General features: G+C 54.2%; 10 protein-coding genes and 1 riboswitch. Of the genes, 3 read left to right on the top strand and 7 right to left on the bottom strand.

Going from position 1 to position 11,001, the window contains the following annotated elements; all coding sequences use genetic code 11:
* Positions 1-36: 36 nt before the first annotated feature.
* Positions 37-1,467: a bifunctional D-glycero-beta-D-manno-heptose-7-phosphate kinase/D-glycero-beta-D-manno-heptose 1-phosphate adenylyltransferase HldE gene (gene hldE / locus AB8818_RS11945; protein ID WP_116342100.1), complete on the top strand. Its 1,431-nt coding sequence runs from the start codon at positions 37-39 to the stop codon at positions 1,465-1,467.
* 77 nt (positions 1,468-1,544) lie between these two features.
* Here hldE and ubiK read toward each other — a convergent pair whose 3' ends face one another.
* Positions 1,545-1,841 (bottom strand): ubiquinone biosynthesis accessory factor UbiK, encoded by a 297-nt coding sequence (ubiK, locus tag AB8818_RS11940; protein ID WP_192982724.1) that lies wholly within the window; start codon positions 1,839-1,841, stop codon positions 1,545-1,547.
* A gap of 121 nt (positions 1,842-1,962) precedes the next feature.
* Positions 1,963-2,113, top strand: a riboswitch (FMN riboswitch).
* Between the two features lie 105 nt (positions 2,114-2,218).
* Between ubiK and ribB the strand changes: the two genes are divergently transcribed.
* Entirely contained in the window at positions 2,219-2,872 is a 654-nt protein-coding gene (gene ribB / locus AB8818_RS11935; RefSeq protein ID WP_116342096.1) for a 3,4-dihydroxy-2-butanone-4-phosphate synthase, read from the top strand.
* 44 nt (positions 2,873-2,916) lie between these two features.
* Here the strand turns inward: ribB and AB8818_RS11930 are convergent, their stop codons facing one another.
* From AB8818_RS11930 to AB8818_RS11915, 4 genes are all read right to left on the bottom strand, one after another.
* Entirely contained in the window at positions 2,917-3,978 is a 1,062-nt protein-coding gene (locus tag AB8818_RS11930; protein WP_192982721.1) for a type 1 fimbrial protein, read from the bottom strand.
* Positions 3,962-4,723 carry a molecular chaperone gene (locus tag AB8818_RS11925; RefSeq protein WP_116342092.1) on the bottom strand — a complete coding sequence of 254 codons (762 nt, stop codon included), beginning with the start codon at positions 4,721-4,723 and terminating at the stop codon, positions 3,962-3,964. The genes AB8818_RS11930 and AB8818_RS11925 overlap by 17 nt, the downstream gene beginning before the upstream one ends.
* A 9-nt stretch (positions 4,724-4,732) precedes the next feature.
* Positions 4,733-7,171 carry a fimbria/pilus outer membrane usher protein gene (locus tag AB8818_RS11920; RefSeq protein WP_192982851.1) on the bottom strand — a complete coding sequence of 813 codons (2,439 nt, stop codon included), beginning with the start codon at positions 7,169-7,171 and terminating at the stop codon, positions 4,733-4,735.
* Between the two features lie 73 nt (positions 7,172-7,244).
* The gene (locus AB8818_RS11915; RefSeq protein ID WP_116342088.1) at positions 7,245-7,805 is read right to left on the bottom strand and encodes a fimbrial protein; all 561 of its coding nucleotides are present in this window, start codon (positions 7,803-7,805) and stop codon (positions 7,245-7,247) included.
* 439 nt (positions 7,806-8,244) lie between these two features.
* On the opposite strand from AB8818_RS11915, the gene ygiD reads away from it, so the two are divergent.
* Positions 8,245-9,033 (top strand): 4,5-DOPA dioxygenase extradiol, encoded by a 789-nt coding sequence (gene ygiD / locus AB8818_RS11910; RefSeq protein WP_116342086.1) that lies wholly within the window; start codon positions 8,245-8,247, stop codon positions 9,031-9,033.
* 93 nt (positions 9,034-9,126) lie between these two features.
* Here the strand turns inward: ygiD and AB8818_RS11905 are convergent, their stop codons facing one another.
* The gene (locus tag AB8818_RS11905; protein WP_192982719.1) at positions 9,127-10,287 is read right to left on the bottom strand and encodes a glutathionylspermidine synthase family protein; all 1,161 of its coding nucleotides are present in this window, start codon (positions 10,285-10,287) and stop codon (positions 9,127-9,129) included.
* Between the two features lie 2 nt (positions 10,288-10,289).
* On the bottom strand, positions 10,290-10,955 hold the full coding sequence (locus AB8818_RS11900; RefSeq protein ID WP_028014445.1) for a DUF1190 family protein: 666 nt from the start codon (positions 10,953-10,955) through the stop codon (positions 10,290-10,292).
* Positions 10,956-11,001: the final 46 nt, after the last annotated feature.

Genomic DNA, 11,001 nt, shown 5'->3' with positions numbered 1-11,001 from the left:
ATCGCGCGCAAATTGTGAATCTTTCTGGAGTCAGGAATGAAAGTAACACTGCCAGAGTTTGAACGTGCTGGAGTAATGGTTGTTGGGGATGTGATGCTGGATCGCTACTGGTATGGGCCTACCAGCCGCATATCCCCGGAAGCACCGGTGCCGGTGGTTAAGGTCGACACCATTGAAGAACGTCCCGGCGGCGCGGCAAACGTGGCGATGAACATTGCCTCTCTGGGCGCGCACTCGCGTCTGGTGGGCCTGACCGGCATCGACGATGCGGCGCGCGCGCTGAGCAAGTCGCTGGCGGACGTGAACGTGAAGTGCGACTTCGTTTCTGTTCCGACCCACCCAACGATTACGAAACTGCGCGTGCTGTCGCGCAACCAGCAGCTGATCCGACTCGATTTTGAAGAAGGCTTTGAAGGCGTCGATCCTGAACCGCTGCACGAGCGTATCAACCAGGCGCTGGGTAATATCGGCGCGCTGGTGCTGTCCGACTACGCCAAAGGCGCGCTGGCGAGCGTGCAGACGATGATTCAGCTGGCGCGCAAAGCCAGCGTACCGGTGCTGATCGACCCGAAAGGCACCGATTTTGAGCGCTATCGTGGCGCGACGCTGCTGACGCCAAACCTCTCCGAGTTTGAAGCGGTGGCGGGCAAGTGTAAATCGGAAGACGAACTGGTTGAGCGCGGCATGAAGATCATTGCTGACTTCGAGCTCTCTGCGCTGCTGGTGACCCGCTCCGAGCAGGGGATGACGCTGCTGCAGCCGGGCAAGGCGCCGCTGCATATGCCAACCCAGGCGCAGGAAGTGTACGACGTGACCGGTGCCGGCGATACGGTGATCGGCGTGCTGGCGGCGACGCTGGCAGCGGGTAACTCCCTGGAAGAGGCATGCTACTTCGCTAACGCCGCGGCGGGCGTGGTGGTGGGGAAACTGGGTACCTCAACTGTTTCGCCAATCGAACTGGAAAACGCGGTGCGCGGCCGCGCCGACACCGGTTTTGGCGTCATGACCGAAGACGAGCTGAAGGTGGCCGTTGCCGCCGCGCGCAAGCGTGGTGAAAAAGTGGTGATGACCAACGGCGTGTTTGACATTCTGCACGCGGGCCACGTGTCGTATCTGGCGAACGCGCGCAAGCTGGGCGACCGCCTGATTGTGGCGGTCAACAGCGATGCGTCGACGAAGCGCCTGAAGGGCGAAACGCGTCCGGTGAACCCACTGGAGCAGCGTATGATCGTGCTCGGTGCGCTGGAAGCGGTGGACTGGGTGGTGTCGTTTGAAGAAGACACGCCGCAGCGCCTGATTGCCGGCATTCTGCCGGACCTGCTGGTAAAAGGCGGGGATTACAAACCGGAGCAAATCGCGGGCAGCGAAGAGGTCTGGGCCAACGGCGGTGAAGTGATGGTGCTCAACTTTGAGGACGGGTGCTCAACCACCAACATCATCAAGAAGATCCAGAAAGACAGTCAGTAAAAAACGGGCCTGTTGGCCCGTTCGTTTTTCACCCTCTCCCTGTGGGAGAGGGCTGGGGTGAGGGCATTAGGCCGCACTTATCCCTGGTCGTCCACCGGTGGAATAGCCGGTGCTGGCTTCACTTCTTCCGGTGCATTACGGTTTTCCAGCTCGCTCAGACGCTGTTCCAGCAGCGCCAGCTTCTCGCGGGTGCGCAGCAGAACCTGGGTCTGCACGTCAAACTCTTCGCGGCTGACTAAATCAAGGCGAACCAGCTGCGCCTGCAGCGTCTGGCGGATTTTCTTTTCTACGTCATCACCAAATTCACGAATGCCTTTCGGCATGGACTCATGAACCTGACGCGCGATCTGCTCAATTTTTTTCGGGTCAATCATAATGGCTTCCCTTGATAAGTCGGTGTTGATGAACATTGTAGCGCGTCATGACCCAGGATAAAGCAGATTTGTTTGAAGCTTATGCATTGCCCAGGTTAATCAATAGCGTTATAGTTATCTCGCTTATTCTCAGGGCGGGGCGAAATTCCCCACCGGCGGTAAATCAGCGTCATGCTGAAAGCCCGCGAGCGCTTTGAGTGAATTCTCAAAGGTCAGCAGATCCGGTGTAATTCCGGGGCCGACGGTTAGAGTCCGGATGGGAGAGAGTAACGATCCAGTCGGGCATGGCCCGCTCACGTTATTTTTTTGCCGCTTGTACGGCGCTCCTAAGACTGCCCTGATTCTGGTAACCATAAAGTTAATGAGGTTTTTTTACCATGAATCAGACGCTACTTTCCTCTTTTGGCACTTCAATTCAACGTGTTGAACATGCACTGGATGCACTGCGCGAAGGCCGCGGTGTGATGGTGCTTGACGATGAAAACCGTGAAAACGAAGGCGACATGATTTTTGCCGCCGAAAACATGACCGTTGAGCAGATGGCGCTGACCATCCGTCACGGCAGCGGCATCGTATGCCTGTGTATTACCGAAGACCGCCGCCAGCAGCTCGATCTGCCGATGATGGTTGAAAACAACACCAGCGCCTTCGGGACCGGCTTTACCGTGACCATTGAAGCGGCCCATGGCGTGACTACCGGTGTGTCGGCGGCTGACCGTCTGACGACCGTGCGTGCAGCGATTGCCGATGACGCAAAACCATCCGATCTCCACCGTCCAGGCCACGTCTTCCCGCTGCGTGCGCAGCCGGGCGGCGTGCTGACCCGTGGTGGCCACACCGAAGCGACCATCGATCTGGTGACGCTGGCTGGCTTCAAACCGGCTGGCGTGCTGTGCGAACTCACTAATGATGACGGCACCATGGCGCGCGCGCCGGAGTGCATCACCTTTGCGCGTCTGCACAACATGCCGGTGGTGACGATTGAAGATCTGGTGGAGTACCGCCAGGCGCACGAGCGCAAAGCCAGCTGAAGTTGCTGATGTGAAAAAGCCGGGGAAACCCGGCTTTTTTGTTGCTAGTGGTAGTTAATTTTGAATAACACCACGGTTTCGAAAGGACCGGACTGGATAGCTTTTCCTTCTACGGGTGACAGCTCTGCGGTGTAATCCTGCTGATAGTGCAGCGTGCTGCCCGTAAAATCGGCATATTCTTCATAGTGGTTAAAGGTGTAGGGCTGAGTTCCGTTGAGTATTCTCAACTGCAAGCCATTCCCAATAAGTAATGCCGTGTCCTCAGCGGTGAGCGATTCCGTAGTATAGAACGACGAATCCATTTTGAACCCATCTGAACATTGTGCATCCTGCACCTTCGTCGTCTTCACCGAAAAGGTTCGTCTACGCGTCTGCTGATTCACAATATCGCGCGCGCTGAAGGTGCCAAAATCGATCTCCTGATTCTCCGGGAAAATACTGAACGTCGCCCCACAATCCAGCACGGTAATGTTTTGCAGACCGTTGATGTGATATTTGAGGTTTTTCGCGTCCGACATCTGGTTCACGCCGCCTTTTCCGTCAAACTGGACAACGATGTAATCGCCCAGGGAGCTGACGTAGCCGTGGGGCGGCATCGCTTTGATTTTGACGTATAAGCGCAGGCGAGCAACAAAGGTGCGCGAGGTATGGATATCGTCCGGATTACCGGAGCAGATCAGGTTTTCCCAGCCCATCTGCCGGATCTGCGCCGGGGTATAAATCGTGATGTTTTGGTTGTCCAGACACTGGCGGGTATCGACGCCGTTAGGCTGGCCTGTTGCATCGTAATCCATCCCTTCATAGGTCACGCCCAGTTCATAATAGGGATCCGATGCGGCAGGATAAGGGTTTACCCAGGCGAAGATATCTTCTTGTTCAAAACCGCCGACAACGTTGTGGTTGCACGTCACCGGAATTTTGATGTCATCTGATTCCCAAATTTTTTCGCCCACCTGCGCATTGCTGGGAATGGCGAACGGCGAGATGGTTTTGGTCTCCTCAACGGGACCGCCGGAGCCGCCCAGATAGCAGTCCAGCGCCAGCGCCTCTTTTAACGGCAGTGCAGAAACCAGCAAAATAAACAGGACATTAGCGAGATTTCGCATCTTTTTCGATCTTCCGTTCGGTTAGTTTGCAGTGCGCTGTACCCGCGCACTGCACGTCGACTTTTTTCAACGCACCGTAATCGTCGATATAGCCGATGCTGTAATAATTACCGTGGTAGTCACCGGTAGAGGTTGTTGCCGTTGCGAAGGGTGCAAGCATCAGGCTGTCAAAGCCCGGCAGCATGGTTTTGGCATTCTTACTGAGCCAGGCCAGGGTGATGTAGTACGGCGTCGGGTTATGTATAGTCAGCCCTTTCGCGGTGGCTGAAATTTCCATCCGCATTTCTGCCTGCTCGCCGGGCTTTTTGGTAATTGCTTTAGGACGCCAGAACAGTTTGATCCTGCTCTGCATCGCCACCTGCATGACGCTGCGCTCTTCGCTGGCGCTGGTGCTTTTTGGCGGCACTTCGCGCAGGTTGAAATAGAACAGGGATTCCCTGTCTTTTGGTAACTGGCCGGTGGCCGCTTGCTTAACGATCCTGACCTGCGACGCGGAGCCCGCTTCAATGCGTTGAATCGGAGGCAGCGCCATGAAGTGCGTATCCTCCTTGCGGCCTTTCTCATCTTCAATCCAGGAGAGCGCCAGATAGGGCAGCGCTTTGCTCTGGTTTTCTATCTTCAGGCTGCTGGCCTTGTCGCTTTCCGGGAAGACAATGCGCGTGCGGTCCAGGTTAACGGCTGCGTGGCTGGCAAATGCGGTGCCGATAAGCATCAGGCACAGGTTTTTAAGTAGGGTGAATTTCATCATGATTTCTTACTGACATGGCAGTATCAACTGCATACTGTTTTCGAGTTGTGAAGGTAACGCGAAGCGACACTGCTGATTGTCCCCCCACGTTACGCGGAACTGCTGTTCTGGCTCTACGGCGCCCAGCCAGACGTGGCCATCATCCGCGACCATTCCAATCTGTCGATCGTTATCCAGCAGGCGAACAATCGCCCCCAGCGGCGGCGTGCCGGACGGCGTACGTAAGATGCCTGTAATATCGTTGCCTGCGCGGGTTGCAATTTGACGGTACCCGATGGCGCCCTCTGTCCAGGTTGAAGTCACAACGCGGGTGTCCACGTCTACGCCGTCGGGCAGATTGTTCATATTGACCTGCACGCTGGAGGGCGAATAGCTGGAAATGGACGGTAAAACGCCAATGCCAAAGCGGTTGGTTTCATCCCGCGACATGTTCAGCGGGATGTTGCCTACGCCGTCGGTACTGACCATCACACGCGGCTCGTTACCGTAGCTGCGACGATGCAGCGCAGCGCCTTTGGCCGTTGAGGTGAAGGAGCCATTCCAGCTGGCACTCAGGGAGTTGTATTCATTAGCCTTATAACTCCCGGAGAGATTCAGGTCGCCATATGGAGAATAATGTTGATAGTTACCGCTCACCTGCGCGCCGGCATCTGATTTCTCGCTCTCGGTACCTGCGGAAATACCCCAGGTATTGTTGCGGTCTGATGTGTCATACCACGAAACGTTCTGACTCAGACTGTCGCCGTTACGCAGGTCGTAATTCAGACGATGATCGGGGTCGAGCGGTACGCTCAGTGAGAGGTAGAACTGCGTATCGTCGTCTTCGTCTTCATAGTGCGTTTTACTCCACGACACGGTGACGCCCAGGTTTTTCCAGCGACCAATGTCAAAGTTATAGCCTGCTGTCACGCTGCCCGTTGTGGAGGGGGTGTCATTCCACCAGGTTTGACGCAGCATGTTGACATAGAGGTTGAGCGATAGCGCTGAAATGTACTGGCTTGCCGTCACGCTGAGCGTCTGTTTTTCTGACTGGCGGTCGTTATTGTCATCATCCAGAAAACGGGCGTAGCTGAGAAACTGCGGGTCTGAGTAGCGATAGCTGGCGAGCGTAAGCTGGCTGCCGGTGGTATCGAAACGTTTACTGTAGTTAAAGCGGTAGCTGTAACCTGTCTGGCTATTCTGATTGGGCAACCGGCTGGTCGCCTGCGTCACGTCAAAAGAGAGGGCGCCCAGGTACTCCATATTTTGTCCGATCCCGGCGGCAACGGACCGGTAACGATCGCCATCGGCGAGCGAACCGCCATAAAGGGAGGTTTGTGACAGCATACCCCAGGAGAATTCACCGCTCATAAAGGCGTTATCTTCAACGTCATGAGACGCGTCTTTTCGCGCTTTTCCGGCCGCCAGCTTATAGCGAACCTGACCTTTACGCGTTAAAAACGGCACCGATTCTGCCGAGACCTGGAAGGTGCTGACGCGCCCATCCTCTTCTGTCACCTTGACGTCCAGTGTGCCCTGTACCGACTGGTTAAGATCCTGAATAACAAACGGTCCCGGCGGAACTTTACTTTGATAGATCACGCGATCGGCCAGGCTGACCGTGACCGTCGCGTTGGTTTGCGCAATCCCGGTAATTTGTGGCGCGTAACCCCGCAGGGACCATGGTAGCATGCGTTCATCGCTGATCAGGGAGGCGCCGGTATAGGTAAACGCATCAAAAATGGCAGACTGAAAATCCGTTTCGCCAAGGGTCAACTTCGCCCCGAGTGAAGGCAAGGGGCGGAACATGTAAACACGGGAAAAACGTCCGTCATGTTCAGAGCCGGCGTCAGTATGCGTTTGTGAGTACTGATAATCGCTGCGCAACCGCCATGGCCCCATATTGGCACCGGCGGTCCCGTAGGTGTTGGCGTTATCCGAGGCCGATCCGTTATTGGGCTGGTAATGGCTGGCGAACAGGTTGTAATCCAGCAATACGCCCGGCACGCCGTTGTCCCATGTGGAGGGAGGCATCCAGTCAGCGGCACGATACTGCAGCCATGCCTGCGGAACGGTAACTTTTAACGTTTGGGTTGTTTGCTCAAACGTAAAGGTAATATCGGGCCGGGAGGTGAAATCAATGCATCCGTCTTTTTCGGGTAAAGCGTTACGAATATCATCTTTTAGTGCAAAGGTATCAGCCAGTTCAGACGGAATACATACCTGTACTGAATCATTAAACGCTTTCCAGTTAAGCTGCCATCCGTTCGCCAGTGGAACGTCATTAATAGAAACGGTAACAAAATAGCTTCCGGGTATGACGGCTATTTCATCTTTAAAAAGAGAAAGATCGACGCTGCCTCGCTGGTCTTTATCAATGGCATTGATATTAAATTCAGTGGCGTAGGTGAATTTCGTCATTAACAGGGACGCAATGATGATTGTTTTTTGTAATTTATATGTCATCATCCTGTTACTCAAAATAATGTTGCGGACCGACTGACGCATTAAGCCAGTCGGTCTGTTTTGTCGCGTAGTATTATTTGTACATCAGCACATAGTTGGCGGTGGCTTCTACCTGGCCGGCAGTCGCGGTTTTACCTGCAGGCACTTCCATTAACGCTTTAAAGTGCAGCGTTTGAGTAGTGGAGCCTGCCAGCAGATCAACTTCATTAGCCGCGCCCAGCGTGATGTTGGATTCGGCGTTATCCAGCAAACGAACGCCCACGTTCTGTGCGCCGCTGGCATAGGTGTTGGTCATGAGACTGGTGTCAGTCGCGTCTGTTGCTGCGCTGGTGAAGGTGACATCGACTTTGGTAATTGGCGTGTCGGTCTCATCAGCAGGATCGTCAAGCTGGCAGTTTTCCAGGTTAATATCAACCGGAACAGCAGTAGACTTTTTGTTGGCATTAATAACGGCAGTGGTCACTTCACCCAGGTCAACTTCTTTGTCAACGCTGTCCGGTGCAATGCTGCATGGTGCATCAATAACCACGCCTTTAAATTTAATTTTGCCTGAACCCTGTTCTTCCGCGAAGGCAGAACCCGATACAATGGCAGCCATCGCAACCGCTAACAGTACTTTTTTACCCATATACATGAAAATATCCTTTTTCAAATGAATTCATACTCTGAATATTAATTTCAGGATGCAAATTAAGTATACGGGAGGACGGAGAGAGAATGCGATTACTATAGCTTAAACTTATTTTAAGTACATCTTGATATATAGCATCTGATGAATGTAAGTGTAGGCTGATTCTCATTATTTAGGCACGGGTCTGCGATAATAATGTTACTTTTTTTGACATATTTTTTAGCCGGTAAAAATTGACAATAATTGATACCAATTACTGGTAAAGATTTTAGTTTTATCTTTATGTCACATCCTGACAGTAAAGTCTAATGAGAATGCCTTAATTAAACGTGAAAACATTCAAATTTCCTGATGATGATCTTCATGGTTATCTGCGTTCATCTTTATCTGAATGCGCGTAATGTAGAACCATCAAATTGACATCTTCTCTAAGGATACCACCATGTCTTCTTCCCGTATGCCGGCCCTGTTTTTAGGCCACGGTAGCCCAATGAACGTTCTGGAAGACAACGTCTATACCCGTACCTGGCGTCATCTGGGCGAGACGCTGCCGCGACCGAAGGCGATTGTGGTGGTGTCTGCGCACTGGTTCACCCGTGGCACTGGCGTGACCGCCATGAAAGCACCAAAGACCATTCATGATTTCGGCGGCTTCCCGCAGGCGCTGTACGATACGCATTATCCGGCTCCAGGATCGCCTGAGCTGGCGCAAAAGCTGGTGGATTTGCTGGCTCCTGTCCCGGTCGCGCTGGATAAAGAAGCCTGGGGCTTTGACCACGGCTCGTGGGGCGTGCTGATAAAAATGTACCCCGATGCGGATATCCCGATGGTGCAGTTGAGCATCGATAGCACTAAACCGGCAGCCTGGCATCTGGAGATGGGCCGCAAGCTGACGAACCTGCGTGATGAAGGCATCATGCTGGTGGCAAGCGGCAACGTGGTGCATAACCTGCGCACGGCGCGCTGGCACGGTGAGAATACGCCTTACCCGTGGGCGGCCGCTTTTAACGACTACGTCAAAGCGAATCTGACCTGGCAAGGCCCGGTTGAGGAGCATCCGCTGGTGAACTATCTGGATCACGAAGGCGGTTCGCTTTCTAACCCGACGCCGGAACACTTCCTGCCGCTGCTTTATGTTTTGGGCGCATGGGACGGTCAGGAGCCGGTTACTATTCCGGTTGACGGCATTGAGATGGGCAGTTTGAGTATGCTGTCGGTGCAGGTGGGATAATAAAAGCAAAACGGCAACCTCAGGTTGCCGTTTTTAGTGTTTGCACCCTCTCCCAGTGGGAGAGGGCTGGGGTGAGGGCACAAGGCCGCAGTCTTACTCCACAAAGATATGCGGATAGAACCGTGACAAATCCTGCGTGATCAGCGCGCGGTCTTCGCGAATGCTAATCCCGGCGGGCCGATCGTTGATGAGCCAGCTGCCAATCAGCGTATAGCTGTCGCCAAACTTCGGCAGTTGCCAGAATTCCTGGACGATCATTCCTTCTTCGCCGTACGGTCCTTCAACCGCTTCCAGCGTTTTACCGTTTTCGATAATTGAGACGTTCGCCCCTTCGCGGGAAAAAATCGGTTTAACGACGTATTTTTCCATCGGCGGGAAATCATCTTCCGCAAAATACGCTGGCAGCAGGTTAGGATGGTTCGGGAACATCTCCCACAGCATCGGCAGCAGGGCTTTATTAGAGATAATGCTCTTCCATGCCGGTTCCAGCCAGCGCACGCCCGCGTCTTCCAGCTTGGTGGAGAACATTTCGCGCAGCATGTATTCCCACGGATAGAGCTTGAACAGGTTGCTGATCACCTGATCCTGCATATCCGTAAACTGACCTTTTTCCCCCAGGCCGATATCCTCGATATAGAGGAACTCGGTCGCCACTTCAGCTTCAGCAGCGCAGTCCTGCAGATACTGAACCGTACCACGGTCTTCTTCCGTGTCGCGGCAGCAGGCAAGATGCAGCAGGTTGAAGCCAAACTGCTCCCGCAGCTCGGCAAAACGCTCAATCAGCTTTTCCTGCAGGCTGTTGAACTGGTCGCTGCCTTCCGGCAGGTTTCCGGCGTTTATCTGATCTTCCAGCCAAATCCACTGGAAGAACGCCGCTTCATAAAGGGAGGTTGGCGTATCTGCGTTGTTTTCTAACAGCTTCGGTTCACCCACGCCGTCCCACGCCAGATCGAGGCGAGAGTAAAGCGAGGGCTGATTCGTTTTCCACGACTGCCGGACGAAACTCCAGGTGTGCTTCGGAATACGGAATTTGGTCATCAGCGCGTCGCTGTCGATGACTTTTTCCACAACCTTCAGGCACATCTGGTGCAGCTCGGCCGTCACCTCTTCCAGTTTTTCCACCTGGTCGAGCGTCAGTTTGTAGTAAGCATCTTCACACCAGTACGGCTCCCCGTACATGGTGTGAAAGTTAAAACCGTATTCGGTGGCTTTTTCGCGCCAGTCCGGGCGCTCGGTAATACCGACTCGTTCCATGATCAGCCGCCCATTGAGCGAGTAGAAGTGCCTGTTGCACTACGCTGCATGCTGGTCTGTTTCGCCACAGACTCACCGAACCCACCGCGGGTGATGGTGCTGGTGGTTGCAGGCTTCGGCGCCATCGCGGTTTTCGGAACGGTCACGGTGCGGCCCGGCGTCGCTGCGCCGTAGCCTTTGCCACTGGCATCGGTATATTGACCATAAGCCGGGCTGGCCGGGTTTTTCGAGCTAAACAGCGGTTGCTGCTGATAGCCTGCACCGCCACCCATCAGGCGGCCCATCATGTAGCCTGCCATTAGTGGCATCCAGAAGCTGCCGCTGGACTGCGCCTGCGCCTGATTTTCCGGCGCAGTACCTGCCTGAGCCGGCGTCTGCTGACACTGACCTTCACCAAATTCCGCCACGCAGTCTTCGCGTGAGGCGTATTTTGGCGCGGTGCGTTCCGCTTCTTTCAGCGCGTTGGTGTAGGCGGTTTTACATTCTGCTGCCTGGCCGGTTGCGGCAGAGCAGTCGTCCGCGTTTTGATACAGCGATACCGTTTCGTCGTTTTTCTCACAGCCTGCCAGCATAAAGACAGCGGTTACTGCCAGCGCAACAGGGGTGAGGTGACGTGCGTTCCAGCTTTTGCGGAACGACGCGTGATTGATCGTTTTTGTCCGTTTCATGTTTGTCTTCCAGGACCCAGTGGTAATAACGCTCAGGATAGTGGAT

Origin of the sequence: Enterobacter sp. KB-280D8 (genome assembly GCF_041399405.1) — a bacterium.
GTDB classification, from domain to species: domain Bacteria; phylum Pseudomonadota; class Gammaproteobacteria; order Enterobacterales; family Enterobacteriaceae; genus Enterobacter; species Enterobacter cloacae_N.
Note: the sequence above shows the minus strand (reverse complement) of the source record. Positions and strands in the feature narration are given on the sequence as shown.

Bases quoted from the DNA above. Each gene is read 5' to 3' on its own strand.
- hldE (WP_116342100.1), top strand. From the start codon at position 37: ATGAAAGTAACACTGCCAGAGTTTGAACGTGCTGGAGTAATGGTTGTT.
- ubiK (WP_192982724.1), bottom strand. From the start codon at position 1,841: ATGATTGACCCGAAAAAAATTGAGCAGATCGCGCGTCAGGTTCATGAG.
- ribB (WP_116342096.1), top strand. From the start codon at position 2,219: ATGAATCAGACGCTACTTTCCTCTTTTGGCACTTCAATTCAACGTGTT.
- AB8818_RS11930 (WP_192982721.1), bottom strand. From the start codon at position 3,978: ATGCGAAATCTCGCTAATGTCCTGTTTATTTTGCTGGTTTCTGCACTG.
- AB8818_RS11925 (WP_116342092.1), bottom strand. From the start codon at position 4,723: ATGAAATTCACCCTACTTAAAAACCTGTGCCTGATGCTTATCGGCACC.
- AB8818_RS11920 (WP_192982851.1), bottom strand. From the start codon at position 7,171: ATGACATATAAATTACAAAAAACAATCATCATTGCGTCCCTGTTAATG.
- AB8818_RS11915 (WP_116342088.1), bottom strand. From the start codon at position 7,805: ATGTATATGGGTAAAAAAGTACTGTTAGCGGTTGCGATGGCTGCCATT.
- ygiD (WP_116342086.1), top strand. From the start codon at position 8,245: ATGTCTTCTTCCCGTATGCCGGCCCTGTTTTTAGGCCACGGTAGCCCA.
- AB8818_RS11905 (WP_192982719.1), bottom strand. From the start codon at position 10,287: ATGGAACGAGTCGGTATTACCGAGCGCCCGGACTGGCGCGAAAAAGCC.
- AB8818_RS11900 (WP_028014445.1), bottom strand. From the start codon at position 10,955: ATGAAACGGACAAAAACGATCAATCACGCGTCGTTCCGCAAAAGCTGG.